This is a genomic window from Sediminicoccus sp. KRV36, assembly GCF_023243115.1.
In the GTDB taxonomy this organism is placed as follows: Bacteria; Pseudomonadota; Alphaproteobacteria; order Acetobacterales; family Acetobacteraceae; genus Roseococcus.
Map to the genome: position 1 here is coordinate 890,261 of NZ_CP085081.1, position 15,830 is coordinate 906,090.

Annotated in this window: 15 protein-coding genes; 9 read left to right on the forward strand and 6 right to left on the reverse strand. The window is 69.9% G+C overall.

Annotated elements, in window-relative coordinates; all coding sequences use genetic code 11:
- Nucleotides 1-324: 324 nt before the first annotated feature.
- The 3 genes from LHU95_RS03875 (at nucleotide 325) to LHU95_RS03885 (ending at nucleotide 4,758) form a co-directional block, all read left to right on the forward strand.
- Nucleotides 325-3,216 carry a 2-oxoglutarate dehydrogenase E1 component gene (locus LHU95_RS03875; protein WP_248710067.1) on the forward strand — a complete coding sequence of 964 codons (2,892 nt, stop codon included), beginning with the start codon at nucleotides 325-327 and terminating at the stop codon, nucleotides 3,214-3,216.
- Nucleotides 3,217-3,294: 78 nt separating this feature from the next.
- On the forward strand, nucleotides 3,295-4,527 hold the full coding sequence (gene odhB / locus LHU95_RS03880; RefSeq protein WP_248710068.1) for a 2-oxoglutarate dehydrogenase complex dihydrolipoyllysine-residue succinyltransferase: 1,233 nt from the start codon (nucleotides 3,295-3,297) through the stop codon (nucleotides 4,525-4,527).
- 3 nt (nucleotides 4,528-4,530) lie between these two features.
- A complete protein-coding gene (locus tag LHU95_RS03885; RefSeq protein WP_248710069.1) occupies nucleotides 4,531-4,758 on the forward strand; it encodes a hypothetical protein in 228 nt (75 codons plus the stop codon).
- Nucleotides 4,759-4,830: 72 nt separating this feature from the next.
- Here LHU95_RS03885 and LHU95_RS03890 read toward each other — a convergent pair whose 3' ends face one another.
- The 4 genes from LHU95_RS03890 to LHU95_RS03905 all read right to left on the reverse strand — a co-directional run bounded on the left by LHU95_RS03890 (nucleotide 4,831) and on the right by LHU95_RS03905 (nucleotide 7,538).
- On the reverse strand, nucleotides 4,831-5,253 hold the full coding sequence (locus LHU95_RS03890) for a DUF1489 domain-containing protein (RefSeq protein ID WP_248710070.1): 423 nt from the start codon (nucleotides 5,251-5,253) through the stop codon (nucleotides 4,831-4,833).
- Between the two features lie 45 nt (nucleotides 5,254-5,298).
- Nucleotides 5,299-6,042: a hypothetical protein gene (locus LHU95_RS03895; RefSeq protein WP_248710071.1), complete on the reverse strand. Its 744-nt coding sequence runs from the start codon at nucleotides 6,040-6,042 to the stop codon at nucleotides 5,299-5,301.
- Nucleotides 6,043-6,253: 211 nt separating this feature from the next.
- The gene (locus LHU95_RS03900; protein ID WP_248710072.1) at nucleotides 6,254-6,712 is read right to left on the reverse strand and encodes an isoprenylcysteine carboxylmethyltransferase family protein; all 459 of its coding nucleotides are present in this window, start codon (nucleotides 6,710-6,712) and stop codon (nucleotides 6,254-6,256) included.
- On the reverse strand, nucleotides 6,705-7,538 hold the full coding sequence (locus LHU95_RS03905) for a folate-binding protein (RefSeq protein WP_248710073.1): 834 nt from the start codon (nucleotides 7,536-7,538) through the stop codon (nucleotides 6,705-6,707). The genes LHU95_RS03900 and LHU95_RS03905 overlap by 8 nt, the downstream gene beginning before the upstream one ends.
- Before the next feature lie 72 nt (nucleotides 7,539-7,610).
- On the opposite strand from LHU95_RS03905, the gene LHU95_RS03910 reads away from it, so the two are divergent.
- From LHU95_RS03910 to asnB, 5 genes are read left to right on the forward strand one after another with little or no spacing between them, the layout of a single operon-like run.
- The gene (locus tag LHU95_RS03910; RefSeq protein WP_248710074.1) at nucleotides 7,611-8,522 is read left to right on the forward strand and encodes a glycosyltransferase family 9 protein; all 912 of its coding nucleotides are present in this window, start codon (nucleotides 7,611-7,613) and stop codon (nucleotides 8,520-8,522) included.
- Nucleotides 8,519-9,298 carry a glycosyltransferase family 2 protein gene (locus tag LHU95_RS03915; protein WP_248710075.1) on the forward strand — a complete coding sequence of 260 codons (780 nt, stop codon included), beginning with the start codon at nucleotides 8,519-8,521 and terminating at the stop codon, nucleotides 9,296-9,298. The genes LHU95_RS03910 and LHU95_RS03915 overlap by 4 nt, the downstream gene beginning before the upstream one ends.
- A 10-nt stretch (nucleotides 9,299-9,308) precedes the next feature.
- The gene (locus LHU95_RS03920; RefSeq protein ID WP_248710076.1) at nucleotides 9,309-10,268 is read left to right on the forward strand and encodes a glycosyltransferase; all 960 of its coding nucleotides are present in this window, start codon (nucleotides 9,309-9,311) and stop codon (nucleotides 10,266-10,268) included.
- Between the two features lie 17 nt (nucleotides 10,269-10,285).
- Nucleotides 10,286-11,269 (forward strand): glycosyltransferase, encoded by a 984-nt coding sequence (locus LHU95_RS03925; RefSeq protein ID WP_248711495.1) that lies wholly within the window; start codon nucleotides 10,286-10,288, stop codon nucleotides 11,267-11,269.
- Between the two features lie 11 nt (nucleotides 11,270-11,280).
- Nucleotides 11,281-13,032, forward strand: coding sequence for an asparagine synthase (glutamine-hydrolyzing) (asnB, locus tag LHU95_RS03930; RefSeq protein ID WP_248710077.1), 1,752 nt, complete (start codon nucleotides 11,281-11,283; stop codon nucleotides 13,030-13,032).
- On the opposite strand, the gene LHU95_RS03935 is transcribed toward asnB, so the two are convergent.
- Entirely contained in the window at nucleotides 13,033-13,833 is an 801-nt protein-coding gene (locus LHU95_RS03935; protein ID WP_248711496.1) for an ABC transporter permease, read from the reverse strand.
- Nucleotides 13,834-13,967: 134 nt separating this feature from the next.
- Complete coding sequence (locus tag LHU95_RS03940) at nucleotides 13,968-14,744, reverse strand: ABC transporter ATP-binding protein (protein ID WP_248711497.1); 777 nt, start codon at nucleotides 14,742-14,744, stop codon at nucleotides 13,968-13,970.
- A gap of 111 nt (nucleotides 14,745-14,855) precedes the next feature.
- On the opposite strand from LHU95_RS03940, the gene LHU95_RS03945 reads away from it, so the two are divergent.
- Entirely contained in the window at nucleotides 14,856-15,812 is a 957-nt protein-coding gene (locus tag LHU95_RS03945) for a tripartite tricarboxylate transporter substrate binding protein (RefSeq protein WP_248710078.1), read from the forward strand.
- Nucleotides 15,813-15,830 lie beyond the last annotated feature (18 nt).

Below are 15,830 nucleotides of genomic sequence, written 5' to 3' on the forward strand. Positions count from 1 at the left end.
AGATGTTTCCACCTGGCCGATCTTGCCCGGGGCCCCGGTCCAGCTGCGCAGCGCCGTGTCGGTGAAGCTGTGGCCCCGGCCTCGATCGGCCGGCGCCGATGCCCTGATCCGGGGGGCAGGCGCCTGGCTGGAACAGGATCGCCCGCCGAAGCGCCGCACCCCATGGCGAGACGCCCGATTTGCTCGCCCCTCCCATGCGGGCGGGGGCTGCCTTTGGGCCGGGCTTGGCGCTATGCTGACGCGAGGCAACGCGGCATCTGGCCGCGGCCATTGCCGTGAACACGAAAGGGCCGGGCCGCCGCAAGACGGGCCCGTGAAAAAGAAATGGCCGGAGTGGACATCCTCGCAAGCGCAATGAATGGCGCCAATGCGGCATATCTCGCCGACACCTACGCCCGCTGGGTTGAGAATCCCGGTGCGGTGGACGCCTCCTTCGCTGAGCTTTTCGCCGCGCTGAATGATGATGCCCGCGCCGTCCTGACGGATGCGATGGGCGCCTCCTGGGCGCCGCGCCCACGCGGCGGCTTCGCCCCGCCCGAGGATGCCAAGTCAGCCGCCAAGCCCACGGCCGGCGCCGCCCGCCCGAATGATGGCCGCGCGACCGACCCGGAGGAGACCCGCCGGGCCGTGCTGGACAGCATTCGCGCCCTGATGCTCATCCGCTCCTACCGGGTGCGCGGCCATCTGGAGGCCCGGCTCGATCCGCTCGGCCTGCAGGTCCCGCCGCAGCACCCCGAGCTTTCCGCCCCCTTCTGGGGCTTCACCGAAAGCGACCTCGACCGGCGCATCTTCATTGACAACGTGCTGGGGCTTGAGACCGCGACGGTGCGCGAGATCATGCAACGCGTCCGCGCCACCTATTGCGGGCCGATCGGCGTCGAGTTCATGCATATCCAGGATCCGGACCAGAAGTCCTGGATCCAGCAGCGCGTCGAGGGCGCACCCTGGGTCACCGGCTTCAGCCCGGCCGAAAAGCGCCAGATCCTGCTGCAGCTGACCGAGGCGGAGGGCTTCGAATCCTTCTGCGCCAAGAAATATGTCGGCACCAAGCGCTTCGGCCTGGAGGGCGGCGAGAGCACCATCCCCGCCGTGCAGACCGTGATCGAGACGGCGGCGCGCGAAGGTGTGAAGGAAATCGCGATCGGCATGGCCCATCGCGGCCGCCTCAACGTCCTCGTGAATGTCGTGAAGAAGCCCTACATGCAGGTCTTCGCCGAGTTCAAGGGATCCAGCTTCAAGCCGGATGACGTGCAGGGCTCGGGCGATGTGAAGTACCACCTCGGCACCTCCACCGATGTCGAGATCGAGGGCAAGCCCGTCCATCTCTCTCTCCAGCCCAATCCTTCGCATCTGGAGGCGGTGAACCCCGTCGTCGCCGGCAAGGTGCGCGCGCGGCAGGACATGTCGGGCGATGTGAAGACGCGCTCCAGCGTCATGGGCATTCTGCTGCATGGCGATGCGGCCTTTGCCGGCCAAGGCCTGGTCTATGAGACCTTGGCCATGTCCCAGCTCATCGGCTACCGCACCGGGGGGACGATCCATATCGTCACCAACAACCAGATCGGCTTCACCACCGTCCCCGCCCATGCCTATTCGGGGCTGTATTGCACCGATGTGGCCAAGGCCATCCAGGCGCCGATCCTGCATGTGAATGGCGATGACCCGGAGGCGGTGGTCTGGTGCGCGCGGCTTTGCGCCGAATTCCGCATGCGTTTCCAGGCGGATATCGTGCTCGACATCGTCTGCTATCGCCGCCACGGCCATAATGAGAGCGACGAGCCCGCCTTCACCCAGCCCACCATGTACAGCCGCATCCGCCAGATGAAGACGACGCGCACCCTCTACGCCGAGCGCCTGGCCGCCGAAGGCTCGGTCACGGCCGAGGATGCCCAATCCATCCAGGATGAGTTCAACGCGCGGCTGGAGGATGCCTTCCAGGCCGCATCCAGCTTCAAGCCCAACAAGGCGGATTGGCTGGAGGGGCATTGGTCCGGCCTCAAGGCTGTCGGCGGCACGGACCAGGTCGAGCAGCTGCACGACACCGCCGTGACGCTGGACACGCTGCGCGAGGTGGGCGGCGCGCTCTGCCGCGTGCCGGCGGATTTCAACGCCAATTCCAAGATCATCCGGCAGCTCGAAGCCAAGAAGCAGGCCATCGAGACCGGCGAGGGCCTGGACTGGGCGACGGGCGAGGCGCTGGCCTTCGGGACGCTGCTGCTGGAAGGCCACCGCGTCCGCCTCTCGGGCGAGGATGTGCAGCGTGGCACCTTCAGCCACCGCCATTGCGTCCTGGTGGACCAGGTGGATCAGCGCGAATACGCGCCGCTGAACAATATCCGCGAAGGCCAGCCGAAATTCGAGGCCTTCAACTCGCTGCTGAGCGAGGCGGGCGTGCTCGGCTTCGACTACGGCTATTCCCTGGCCGACCCCAAGACGCTGGTGCTCTGGGAAGCGCAATTCGGTGATTTCGCCAATGGCGCGCAGGTCATCATTGACCAGTTCATCGCATCGGGCGAGACCAAGTGGCTGCGCATGTCCGGCCTTGTCATGCTGTTGCCGCATGGGCATGAAGGCCAGGGGCCGGAGCATTCCTCCGCCCGGCCGGAGCGCTATCTGCAACTTTGCGCCGAGCGCAACATGCGCATCTGCAACTTCACTACGCCGGCCAATTACTTCCACGCGCTGCGCCGCCAGCTCAAGGCGAATTACCGCAAGCCGCTGGTGGTGATGACGCCGAAATCGCTGCTGCGCCACAAGCTTGCCATCAGCAGCCTGGCGGAATTCGGCCCGGGCTCGGCCTTCCGCTACGTCATCCCCGAGATGGACGCGATCGCCCCGGAGGAAAAGGTGAAGCGCGTCGTGCTCTGCACCGGCAAGATCTACTATGACCTCTGGCAGGAGCGGCGGGACAAGGGCATCCAGGATGTGGCCCTGATCCGCGTGGAGCAGCTTTATCCCTTCCCGGCCAAGAGCCTCGCCATGGCGCTGGCCCCCTACAAGAATGCCGAGGTGGTCTGGTGCCAGGAGGAGCCCGAGAACATGGGCGCCTGGAATTTCGTGGACCGCCGCATCGAGAAGGTTCTGAAGGACATCGGCGGCAAGGCGTCCCGCCCCGAATTCGTGGGGCGCGAGGCCGCGGCCAGCCCCGCCACCGGCCTCGCCAAGGTGCACCAGGCCCAGCAGGAAGCGCTGGTCCGGCAGGCCCTGGGCCTCTGATACGATTCCCGGAGCGTTACTGGCTGACGCTCCGGGCCCAAATGCACTAAGACGACTTGCAGGAAAAAGCGGAAAACCATGGCAACCGACATTCTCGTGCCCACCCTGGGTGAAAGCGTCAGCACCGCGACCGTCGCGCGCTGGCTCAAGCAGGCCGGTGAGGCCGTGGCCGCCGATGAGCCGTTGGTCGAACTCGAGACCGACAAGGTCACGGTCGAGGTGAATGCGCCCACCGCCGGCGTGCTCGAAGCGATCTCGGCCCAGACCGGCGCCGAGGTCGAGCCGGGCGCCGTGCTGGGCAGCATCGCCGCCGGTTCCGGCGCGGCCGCCGCCGCGAAGCCCGCTGCCCCTCCCACCGCGGCCGCGAAGCCGGTCGGCACCGGGGGTGGCTCGGTTGCCGCCGCCGAAGTGCATGGCACCGCCCCGGGCGGCCATGCGCCGCTGCCCGCCGCGGCCAAGCTGATGGCGGAAAGCAACGTCACCGCCGCGCAGATCGGCGCCGGTTCGGCCAAGGATGGGCGGATCGCCAAGGGCGATGTCCTGGACTTCCTGAGCCAGCCTGCCGCCAAAGCCGCCCCGGCCGGCGCCGCCAAGCCCGCCCGTGGCCTGGAAGCCGGTGAGGAGCGCGTCAAGATGACGCGGCTGCGCACCACCATCGCGCGCCGCCTGAAGGAGGCGCAGAACACCGCCGCCATGCTCACCACCTTCAACGAGGTGGATATGGGTGCGGTCATGGCGATGCGCGCCGAGTACAAGGATGCCTTCGAGAAGCGCCACGGCGTGAAGCTCGGCTTCATGTCCTTCTTCGTGACGGCCTGCGTGGCCGCGCTGAAGGAATTCCCGGCCGTCAACGCCGAGATCGAGGGTGACGAGGTCATCTATCGCAACTTCGTCCATATGGGCATCGCCGTGGGCGGGCCTTCGGGCCTCGTCGTTCCCGTGCTGCGCAATGCGGATGGCATGGGCTTCGCGCAGATCGAGAAGTCCATCGCCGATTTCGGCAAGCGCGTCCGCGATGGCCAGCTCAAGCTGGAGGAGATGGCGGGCGGCAGCTTCACCATCACCAATGGCGGCATCTACGGCTCGCTGATGTCCACGCCGATCCTGAACCCGCCGCAATCGGGCATCCTGGGCATGCACAAGATCCAGGACCGGCCGATGGCCATTGGCGGCAAGGTCGAAATCCGGCCGATGATGTACCTGGCGCTCTCCTATGACCACCGGATCGTGGATGGAAAGGAGGCTGTTTCCTTCCTGGTCCGCGTCAAGGAAGCCCTGGAAGACCCCCGCCGCCTGATGCTGGGAGTCTGAGCGATGCGTTCACGCGAAGGTCAGCTCAGTGACAACCGCCCCATTTCCCGAACCCGCGTGGAAAAGGAAAAGCAGCTGCGCGAGCTCAAGGAAGTGATGGCGGGGATGAAGGCGCATGCGACGCCCGCACTGCGCGATTCGGTGAAGGCAAAGATCAAGGAGCTGGAAGCGGACCTGGCGCAGCCAGCACCGCCGCCGCGTGACCGCCGGCCGCCGCGCCGCGAGTTCTGAGCGCAAGTTCCAGGGCGCTGCCCTGGACCCGCCGGGGCCGCAAATTTTACCAGGACAAGGCCCCGGATCCGCTTAAATGAGGCGCGCTTCCCGCAGGGCCGCCTTCAGGGCGGGGGGCAGCGCTTCCATGCCCGAAGTCGCGACGCCTTCCACCACATCCGGCGGTGCATCCTCCGGCGTGAGGTAGCGCCAGCCCTGGAAGGCCTTGGTGGCGCGGGCCTCCACCATCACCAGCCTGGGGTCCAGCACCAGGCCGGCGCAGGCCGTGCCATCGCCCCAGTCATCCTCGATGATGTCCAGGATGCGCTGCCGCACCTGCAGGAAACCCGCCACCACCCAATAGATGCTGCCGCCGTCCAGGATTTCCTCGCGGCGCTTGGGCGTCATGCGGGTCTGGTGGCGCAGGGGCGGGTCCGCCACGGCGCGCAGCTTCTGGATCGCGCGCAGCTGCGCCACATCGCGAGGGCCGACGGAGAGCTTCAGCATGTGCAACATCACGGCCAGATGTGGCCATGCGGCGGAGTCGGGCAAGGGGTTTGGTTACGAGGGCGGCGTGGTTTGCCCGGGTGCGGCCGCCAGGGCGCGGTTGGGCTGCTGGCGCATGCTGGCATAGGCCACCTGGCCGAAATCCTGCAACCGCCGCTCGACCGCCTGAAAGGCCGAACGCTCCCGCGCGGAGAGCGTCGCTTCCGGCGTGTTGGTCCGATGCGCCAGGTAGCGTGCCAGCATGCCCGAGCCGCGCCGATGGGCCGCGGCCACCAGCCCGCCCTCGGTCAGCGGGATTTCCGCGCCGTTCAGCCCGCGCACGGTGCCGCCCTGGCGCGTCATCACGCCATTGCGGTCCAGCTGGACCTCGACGCGGCGCAGGAAATGCGACATCGCCGCCTCCTGCGCGGCGGGGCTGGCGAGGAAATCCGCCTCGCTGCGCACGCCATGCCGCTCGGCCAGCGGGGTCCAGCCACCCTGCGCATTCTTCCAGCCGAGGTCGAGCAGGCTGTTCGGCAGGAATTGGTAGCGGCCCAGCGCGCCGGAATGGGGATTGCGCACGCCATAGCCGTCACGGGCATGCTCGGCGCTGCGCTCGGCCTGGGCGATGCGCTGGCGGAATTCGGCATTGGGCGCGGCCTCCCAGGCCCGCCCGCCCGTGCCGGAGAGCGCCACGCCGCGAATGCGTGGCGTCGCCTCCTGCGCGCCGGCCAGGGCGACGGTGAAGGAGCCTGGCGCCGCCGCGCGGGTGCGGGCAGCGGGTTGCGGCGAACCAGAGGCGGCTTGAACGGGTTCCACACGGAACGAATTACCGCCGGGCGGTTAACGCCCGGTGAAGGCGACGGCCAGACAGCGAGACGGCTTTGCCCTCTTTCGTTGTCTCCCCAGAAAACTCAGCTCCCTGGAGCCTCGGTCGCATCAATCCCCCGAATGAAGGTGCAGGAAACCGGTTTCCTGCCAGGGAGCTCGAGGGGCTGGCCCCTCGACCCCGCGCAGCGCTTTCAGCAGGTCAGACCCAGCGGCGGGTGCGGGCGGCGTAGGCCGGGTAGCTCTCCGGGAAGCGGCCGCGCAGATAGGCTTCCTCGCGCCGCACCACCAGCAGGTCCAGCGCCAGGAAGGCGGCGCCGACGGCAAGCCAGGCCCAGAGCGTGCCCCAGCTCAACGCCACCCCGGCCAGGAACAGCAGGAAGCCGGCATAGATCGGGTTGCGGCCAAAGCGGTAGGGCCCGGCCGCGACGAAAACCTGGTCGGGCCGGTCCGGCCTCGGGTCATTGCCGGCGCGCACCAGCACCAGCAGCGCCCAGCCGATCCAGCCCACCGCCAGGAAGATCAGCATCCCGCCGAAGGCCACCGCCGGCGGCCCGAGCCGCACGGGAACCAGCTGCTGCAGCCCCCAGCCCAGAAGCAGGGCAGCCACCACGATGACCGGCGGCGGCAACCGGACGCCGGGGCCGTGATCGTCAGGCATCGCTCGGCTCGGGCAGCTTCATCCAGCCGGGGATGCGCGGGCGCAGCACGGCCTCGCCACAGCGCAGCGCCTGACCGAGGGCGGAGAGCCGCAGCAGCGCCAGCCCCTGGCCATCCTGGCCGGAGCGCATTTCGCCCATCTCGGCATCCTCCTCCACCCCGGCCAGCGTGATCGGCGTCCCGCGGGCGGGCAGGGGCCCCTCGATCTCCACCGGCACCAGCCGGCGCTTCACCAGGCCGCGATACTTGGTCCGCGCCGTCAATTCCTGGCCCATGTAGCAGCCCTTGGACCAGGAGACGCCGTGCAGTTCATCAAACCCCGCCTCGAGCAGCACGGATTGCTCCGCCTGCATGTCGCGCGAGCCATCCGGCAGGCCGAGCCCCAGCCGATGCCGGTCATAGGCGGCCGGCGTCGCGTCGGCGGGCACGGGGCTTGGCGTCAGCCAGCGCCAGCCGGCCTCGGGCAGGCGCGGGTCGGGCGTGGCACCCGGCGGCGGCGCCGCGCCGCCCCAACCCGCCTGCACCACCCAGCCCGGCAGCACCGCCATGGCCACGCGGGAGCGCAGGCGGAAGCGCAGCAATTTGGCACAGAGCATGTCCGCCTGGGCGGCCTCGGCATCCATCAGCAGGCGGTCGGCCTCGGCGGTCAGGAAGAAATCCGCGAGCCACTTGCCCTGCGGCGTCAGCAATGCGGACCAGATGGCGCGGCCGGGTGCTGCCATGGCCACGTCATTGGAAACCAGCCCCTGCAGGAAGGCGAGGCGGTCCTCACCCGTCACTTCCAGGACGGCGCGCTCGGCGAGTGTTGCAATGGGCATCACCACCATGTGGCGGTTTCATCCAGGGGGTTCAAGCCGCGCCGATTCTGCTAGAGGGCTGTGTCTGCTAAAAGGCTTGGCGTGCGCATCCTGTTCATCACCTCCACCCGCATTGGCGATGCCGTGCTCTCCACGGGTCTGCTCGACCATCTGCTGCGGGAACAGCCCGAGGCGCGGATCACCATCGTCTGCGGCACCGTGGCCGAGGGCGTTTTCGCGCGCATGCCCGGCCTCGCGCGCATCATTCCCGTCACCAAGCGGCGTTGGTCGCTGCATTGGCTGGCGCTTTGGTGGCAGGTGGCGTTCACCCGCTGGGATCTGGTGGTGGACCTGCGCGGCTCGGCCATCGCCTGGCTGCTGCTGGCGCGGCGCCGGGCGGTGATGAAGGGCGGCCGGCGCTCCGGCCACCGTTCGCTGCACATCGCCGAGGTGCTGGGTGTGACGCCCGCGCCGCGCCCCGTCGCCTGGTTCGGCGCGGCGGAGGCCAGCCAGGCCGAGGCGCTGCTGCCCGGCGGCCCCTGGCTGATCCTGGCCCCCACGGCGAATTGGCGGGTCAAGATGTGGCCGGCCGAGCGCTTCATCGCGCTCGCGCAGAAGCTGACCGGCAGTGCCGGGCTGCTGCCCGGCGCACGCATCGCCATCCTGGGCGGCCCCGGCGAGACGGAGCGCGCCATGGCCGCCCCGGTGCTGGCCGCATTGCCGGATGCGGTGGACCTCGTCGGCCGGCTGTCCCTGCCCGAGGTGGCGGCGGTGCTGGCGCGGGGCGGGCTGTTCGTCGGCAATGATTCCGGGCTGATGCATCTCTCGGCGGCGACCGGCGCCCCCACCCTTGGGCTGTTCGGGCCCACGCCGGCCAGCGAATACGCCCCCATCGGGGACCGCGCGATGGCCGTGCTGGCGCGGGGGCCGGCGGCGCAGTCGCCCATGCAGCGCCTCGCTGTGGAAGCCGTGATCGAGGCCGCACAGCGCGTCCTGGCCCGGGTGCCGGCGTGAGGCTCTCCGCCCTGGTCGTCGCGCGCAACGAGGCGGCGCGGCTGCCCGCCTGCCTCGCCACGCTCGGCTTCGCGGATGAGGTGGTGGTGGTGCTGGACCGCAGCGGCGATGCCAGTGCCGGGATCGCGCGGGCGGCGGGGGCCGTGCTGCTGGAGGGCGCCTGGGCGCTTGAGGGGGAACGCCGCAATGCCGGCATCGCCGCCTGCACCGGCGACTGGATCCTGGAGGTGGACGCCGATGAGCGTGTGCCGCCCGAACTCGGCGCCGAGATCCGTGCGCTGATCGCCCGCAGCGCCGCGGCGTTCCACCGCGTGCGCATCGACAATTATGTGGGTGAGCGCCTGATCCTGTATGGCTGGGGCGGCAGCTTCGGCACCACCCTCAAGCCCATCCTGTTCCGGCGTGGCGCCAAGCACTGGCGGGCGCAGCGCGTGCATCCCGGCCTGGACTGGACGGCCCCCCATGGCATGGCGCTTGAGGGCGAGCGCCTGACCGCGCATGGCATCCGCCATGAGGTGGATCGCGACATCTCGGACATGCTGCGCCGCCTGGACCGCTACAGCAGCGCCAAGGCCGCGGATCTGCTGGACCAGGGCGATATCGGCACGCTCGGCAACAATGTCCGGCGCTTCGTGTCCCGGACTTTCAAATGCTACGTGGCGCGCAAGGGCTACAAGGAGGGCGGCTGGGGGCTGCTGATCGCGCTATGCGCCGGGCTGTTCCCGCTGCTCTCCCACCTCAAGGCGCGGCTGGAGCCGGAGCGACACCGCTCTTGAAACGCCGCCCGTGAGGATCGTGCTGGCCAATGAAGGCCCCCGCATCGAGGCCAGCGCCATCGGCCTCCGGCCGCTCGGCGGGGTCGAGACGGCGGTGGCCTTGCTGGCGCAATCCTTCCAGCGGCGCGGCCATGAGGTGATCCTGCATTTCGAGGGGGAGCGCGCCCGGCTGCCCGCCACGGCCGACCTGGTCATCGCGGCCCGTGTCCCGCGCCTGTTCGGCGCATTGCCGCGCGGGCGGCGGGTGCTCTGGCTGCACAATCCCGCCGGCTATCTGCGCAAGCCGCGCCATGCCTGGCCGATCCTGCGGGCGCGCCCCGTCATCGTCACGCTGGGGCGCTATCACGCGGCGACGGTACCGGGCTGGCTGCCCGGCCCAAGGGCGCAGATCCCGCTGGCCGTGGCGCCGCCCTTCGACGTCCCGCCGGCCGAGCGCGCGCCGCCGCCGCCCATCGCCGTCTTCACCTCCAACCCGCTGCGGGGGCTGGATGAGCTGGCCGGCCTCTGGCCCCGGATCGGCCGGGGCGAGCTGCATGCCTATTCCGGGGCCGCGACCTATGGCGGGGATCCGCGCCTCGCGCAGCGCGCGGCGCCCATCCTCGCGCGGGCCGAGGCGACGCCCGGCGTCAGGCTGTTCGCGCCCCTGCCACGGCCTGAGCTGCAGGCGCGGCTCGGCCAGGCGCGCTGCATGCTCTATCCGGGTGATCCGGGCGAGACCTTCTGCCTCGCGCTGGCCGAAGCCCAGGCGGTGGGGCTACCTTGCGTCGTCATGGATCGCGGGGCGGTGGCCGAGCGGATCGAGGAAGGGCTGACCGGGATGGTGGCGCGCAGCGAGGCGGAATTCATCGCGGCGGCCCAGGCCGTGCTGGGCGATGACGCGCTCTGGCTGCGGCTGCACCGTGCCGCCCTGGCGCGGGGCCCTGGCCCGAACTGGACCGATATCGCGCAGGCCTTCGAGGCGCTGGCGTGATCCGCCTGGCCAATATCATGGCCGGCGCGCCCCTGGGCGGGGCGGAGGCCTTCTATGAGCGCATCACCCTGGCACTGCACCAGGCGGGCGAGGAGGTGCTGCCCATCATCCGGCGTGAGCCGGCGCGCGCGGCGCGGCTGGCCGAGGCGGCCCCCGTGCAGCTGCGCTTCGGCGGCGCGCTGGATCTGCTGACCCCGCTGCGGCTGGGCCGCATGCTGCAGGACTGGCGGCCCCGCGTGGCCATGGCCTGGATGAACCGCGCCGCCGGCATGACCCCGCGCGGCGACTGGACGCTGGTGGGCCGCCTGGGCGGGTATTACGACCTCAAATACTACCGGCATTGCGATCATCTGGTCGGCAATACGCTGGACCTGCGGCGCTGGATCATCGCCCAGGGCTGGCCGGAGGAACGCGTTCATCTCCTGCCGAATTTCGCCGCCGATTTCGCCGGCATCGCCCCCGCCACCCTGCCGGGCCAACAGCGCCTGCTGGCCATGGGCCGACTGCACGCCAATAAGGGCTTCGACACGCTGATCCGCGCCCTGGCGCTGATCCCCGAGGCCGAGCTCAGCATCGCGGGCGAGGGGCCGGAGCGCGCGGCGCTGGAACGGCTGGCGCGCGAATGCGGCGTGGCGCCCCGCCTGCATCTGCTGGGCTGGCGGCAGGATGCCGGCGCCCTGCTCGCGGCATGCGACGTGTTCATCTGCCCCTCCCGCCACGAGCCGCTGGGCAATGTGGTGCTGGAGGCATGGTCGGCCGGGCGCCCCGTGATCGCCGCCGCCGCCCACGGGCCCAGCGCCCTGATCCGCGAGAACGAGACCGGCCTGCTGGTGCCGCTGGAAGCGCCCGAGTCCCTGGCTGCCGCCATCCGCGCCCTGCTGGCGGAGCCCCCGCGCGCCGCGCGCCTGGCCGCCGCCGGCCGCGCCGAATTCGAAACGCACTTCGCCGAGGCGCCGGTCCTCGCGCAGTGGCGGGAATTCCTGCACAAGGTGCAGCGATGAGGATGTCCTGAATGTGCGGCTTGGCTGGCCTCGCCCTGCGCCCCGGCGCGATCCCGCCCGAGGGTGCCCTGGATGCGATGGTCGCGGCCCTCGCGCATCGCGGGCCGGATGGCGCGGGGCAGCATGTGGCCGGCGGCGTGGCGCTGGCCCATACGCGGCTTTCCATCATTGACCTCGTCACCGGGGACCAGCCGCTCTTTGCCGGCGGCGCGGCGCTGGTGGCCAATGGGGAAATCTACAATTACCGCGAATTGCGCGAAGCCAATCAGATGCTCTGCGCCACGCAATCCGATTGCGAGCCCCCCCTGCACCTGTACCGGCGCGATGGCCTGGGCTTCGTGGACGCGCTGCGCGGCATGTATGCCATCGCCCTGCATGACCGCCCGGCGCGGCGGCTGGTCCTGGCGCGGGACCCCTTCGGCATCAAGCCGCTCTACATCGCCGAATCCGAACTCGGCATCGCCTTCGCCTCGGAACCGCAGGCGCTGATCGCGGGCGGCTTCGCGGCACCCCGCATCCGGCCCGAGGCGCGGGATGAATTGCTGCAACTGCAATTCACCACCGGCGCCGAGACCATCTTCCAGGGCATCCGCCGCCTGCTGCCGGGCGAGAGCCTGAGCATCGCCGATGGCAAGATCGTCGAGCGGCATCGCCGCATGGCGCTCCCCGAAGGGCCGCCGGAGACCATCTCCGAGGAAGCCGCCCTCGCGCGGCTCGATGCCGCGCTGGAGGAAAGCGTGCTGCTGCACCAGCGCAGTGACGTGCCCTATGGGCTGTTCCTCTCGGGCGGCACGGATTCGGCCGCCATCCTCGCCATGATGGCGCGGCTGAATGACCGGCCAGTGAAGGCCTTTACCGCCGGCTTCGACATCCAGGGCGCGGCCGATGAGCGCGCTGCCGCCCGACGCGCCGCCGAAGCCGCGGGGGCCGAGCACGTCGAGGTGCTGGTGGATGAGGCGATGGTCTGGCGCCATTTACCCGAGATCGTCGGCTGCATGGATGACCCGGCGGCGGACTACGCCATCATCCCCACCTGGTTCCTGGCCCGCCGCGCGCGCGAGGAGGTGAAGGTGGTGCTCTCGGGCGAGGGGGGCGACGAGATTTTCGGCGGCTACGGACGCTACCGCGCCGCCATGCGCCCCTGGTGGCGCTGGGGCCGCGCCATGCGCGCACGCGGCACCTTCGACCGGCTGGATGTGCTGCGCAACGAGCCGCGCTTCTGGCGGGACGGCATCGCCGCCGCCGAAGGCGAGGCGGCGCAGGGCGGCCGCACCCGCCTGCAAAGCGCCCAGGCGCTCGATGTCGCCGACTGGCTGCCCAATGACCTGCTGACCAAGCTGGATCGCTGCCTGATGGCGCATGGGGTGGAAGGCCGCACGCCCTTCCTCGATTCCGGCATCACGGACGCGGCCTTCCGCCTGCCCGATGCGCTGAAGGTGCGTGACAACCAGGGCAAATACCTGCTGCGGGAATGGCTCTCCCGCCACTTTCCGGCCAGCGAGCCCTTTCGCCCCAAGCAGGGCTTCACCGTGCCCATCGGCGCCTGGATCGAACGCCGCGCCGATGTGCTGGGGCCGCTGGTGGCGCGGCAGACCGGCGTCGCGGAGCTGTGCAAGCCCGGCCGGGTGGAGCAGGTATTCCGCCGCGCGGGCGAGAAGAAGGCGGGTGCCGCCGCCTGGCATCTGTTGTTCTATGCGATCTGGCACCGCCGCCATGTCGAGGGGCGGCGGCCCGAGGGCGATGTGTTCAGCTTCCTGGGCTGACTACTCGCCGATATTCAGGAGCGCGCCGCGGATGCGCGCCGACTGGAATTGCCGCATGAACAGCCACGCCATGGCCGCGAGCCAGGCGGCGTTCAGCGCATAGGCCGCCAGCAGATGGCCCCAGGCCACGCGGCCTTCCATCAGCGCCGCGCGCATGCCCTCGAAGACATGCGCCGCCGGCAGCGCCAGGGCCACGGGCTGCAGCCAGCCGGGCAGCACGCTGACGGGATAGAACACGGCGGCGAAGGGCGCGATGCCAAAGAGCACGGACCAGGCGAGGCTCTCCGCCCCCGCGCCATAGCGCAGGATGAGCGAGGTGCAGCCCAAGGCCACCGCCCAGCCCATCAGGATGAGGGCGGCGAAGAAAAACACCATCGCCGGGCCCATGTTGAAGATGTTGAAGGCGTAGAGCAGCCAGGCCAGCAGGATGGCCGGCACCACGCCCACGATGGTGCGCAGCACGGACATCACCATCAGCCCCGCCACCAATTCCCCCGGCCGCAGCGGCGAGACGAAGATGTGGCCGAGGTTGCGGGACCAGATCTCCTCCAGGAAGGAGATCGAGAAGCCCATCTGGCTGCGCAGCGTCGCCTCCCAGAGCAGCACGCCGCCCAGCAGCACGCCGGCAGCCGCACTGGCGACGTTGTTCTGCAAGCCGGCCAGATAGCTGGTCATGAAGCCCCAGACGATCATCTGCAGGATCGGCCAGTACATGAGCTCGATCAGGCGCGGCGGTGAGCGACGGTACAGCGCGAGATGGCGATAGACCAGGCCCCAGACGCGCCGAAGGGAAGGGGTGATGCCCGGCCGATTCACGCTCCGCTGCGCTTCGCGATTGGGAGGTGTGTCCGGCCGATTCACGTTCCGCTTCGCTTCGCGATCGGGAGATGCGTCCGGCCGATTCACGCTCCGCTTCGCTTCGCGATCGGACGGGGTCATGCCCCCTCTCCCACGCGGGTGCCGCGCGCTATGTCGAGAAACACCTGCTCCAGATCCTCACGCCCGAAGCGCGCGATGAGGGCCTCGGGGCTGCCCTCATCCACCACCTGGCCGCGCTTGAGCATGATGACATGCCCGCAGAGTCGCTCCACCTCGGCCATGTTGTGGCTGGCCAGCAGGATGGCGCAGCCATTCGCCTCGCGGTAGCGCTCGATGCTGCTGCGCACCCAATCCCCCGTATCCGGGTCGAGGCTCGCGGTGGGTTCGTCGAGCAGCAGGAGTTCGGGCGTGTTGATCAGCGCCTTGGCCAGCGCCACGCGCGTCTTTTGCCCGGCGGAAAGCTCGCCGGCCGCGCGGTCCAGGAAGTCGGTGAGTTGCAGTTCCTCGGCCAGCAGCGCGATGCGGCGGCGGAGGTCCGCGACATTGTAGAGATGTCCGTAGACCGTCAGATTCTCGCGCACGGAAAGCTTGTGCGGCAGGGAGATATAGGGCGAGGAGAAATTCATCCGCGCCAGGGCGGCGAAGCGGTCCGTCGCCATGTCATGTCCCAGCGCCGTGATCCGCCCGGAGCTTGGCACCAGCAGGCCGAGCAGCATGGCGATGGTCGTCGTCTTGCCCGCGCCATTGCCGCCCAGCAGGCCGATGGTGGCCCCCCGCGCCATGCGGAAACTCAGCCCATCCACCGCATTGGCGCGGCCGGGCGCATAGGATTTCACGAGGTTCTCGACGATCAGGGCGTGTGTCACCGCCTGGATATGCGGCCGCGGCGCCATGGCGTCACCCCCGGTGTTGCGGAATTGTTTGACAGCATGGGCCACGGCCGAACAGGCTCCGGTCATGGATCACCGCCCCATCGCAGGGCCGTGACCGGGGGGAGACATGCCATGCATCGCCGCAGCCTCATCGCGGGCGCCAGCCTTGCGATTCCCAGCCTCCACGCACACGCTCAGCCGGCCTGGCCGAGCCGCGAGATCAGCCTGGTCACCGGCTTCGGCCCGGGCGGCGGCACGGATGTCGTGGCGCGCTCCATCGCGGCACACATGGAACGCGCGCTGGGGGTGAGTGTCATCGTCCGCAACACGCCCGGTGCCGGCGGCACGCTGGGGCCGGCGCGCATCGCGCAATCCCGGCCGGATGGCTACACATTCGGGCTTGTGGGTCTCTCCGCGCTGGTGGTGGCGCCACTGACGATGGACATCCCCTACCGGCCCTTCGAGAGCTTCGATTTCCTGGGCACCACCTCGGAATTGCGCATCGGCTTTCCGGTCGGCCCCTCCATGCCGCAGGTGCGCAGCCTGGCGGATTTCGTGGCCGAGGCGCGGCGGCGGCCGGTCACCTTCGCCAGCACCAATCCGGGCTCGGCCGTTGCGATGTTCGAGTTCCAGCGCCTCGCGCGTTTCGAGATGAACTACATCCAGTTCGGCAGCATCACCGATGCCGCGACCCAGGTGGCGGGCGGGCATATCGATACTTACACCGGCACGCCCGAGATGATCGGCCTGGTGCGCGCCGGCAATCTGCGCATGCTGGCCAGCGCCAGCGTGGATCGCTGGCCGGAATTCCCCGAGGTGCCGACGCTGATCGAACAGGGCTTCGAGACCGCCACGCGCCAGCCCATCATCTGGGCCGGGCCGGCCGGGCTGCCGCCCGCGATCCGGGAGAGGCTGGCCGGCGCCCTGCTCGCCGCCGCGCGCGACCCCGAGGTGCAGATGCGCCAGAACACCGCCAGCATCGCAACCCGCGTGCATGACGCGGCGGAGACGCTGGCGCTGATCCAGCAGATTCGTCCCGGCGTGGAAGCGGCGTTGCGCAGTTCAGGCGTGGCGCGGCGGGCGGGCTGAACCACCCGCCGCGCGCAG

What these genes read in the sequence shown, in the direction of transcription:
- LHU95_RS03940 (WP_248711497.1), bottom strand. Translation starts at nt 14,744, where the DNA reads ATGGCGCCGCGGCCGCATATCCAGGCGGTGACACACGCCCTGATCGTC.
- asnB (WP_248710077.1), top strand. Translation starts at nt 11,281, where the DNA reads ATGTGCGGCTTGGCTGGCCTCGCCCTGCGCCCCGGCGCGATCCCGCCC.
- LHU95_RS03905 (WP_248710073.1), bottom strand. Translation starts at nt 7,538, where the DNA reads ATGGTGGTGATGCCCATTGCAACACTCGCCGAGCGCGCCGTCCTGGAA.
- LHU95_RS03890 (WP_248710070.1), bottom strand. Translation starts at nt 5,253, where the DNA reads ATGTTGCACATGCTGAAGCTCTCCGTCGGCCCTCGCGATGTGGCGCAG.
- LHU95_RS03925 (WP_248711495.1), top strand. Translation starts at nt 10,286, where the DNA reads ATGGCCGGCGCGCCCCTGGGCGGGGCGGAGGCCTTCTATGAGCGCATC.
- LHU95_RS03945 (WP_248710078.1), top strand. Translation starts at nt 14,856, where the DNA reads ATGCATCGCCGCAGCCTCATCGCGGGCGCCAGCCTTGCGATTCCCAGC.
- LHU95_RS03900 (WP_248710072.1), bottom strand. Translation starts at nt 6,712, where the DNA reads ATGCCTGACGATCACGGCCCCGGCGTCCGGTTGCCGCCGCCGGTCATC.
- LHU95_RS03875 (WP_248710067.1), top strand. Translation starts at nt 325, where the DNA reads ATGGCCGGAGTGGACATCCTCGCAAGCGCAATGAATGGCGCCAATGCG.
- LHU95_RS03885 (WP_248710069.1), top strand. Translation starts at nt 4,531, where the DNA reads ATGCGTTCACGCGAAGGTCAGCTCAGTGACAACCGCCCCATTTCCCGA.
- odhB (WP_248710068.1), top strand. Translation starts at nt 3,295, where the DNA reads ATGGCAACCGACATTCTCGTGCCCACCCTGGGTGAAAGCGTCAGCACC.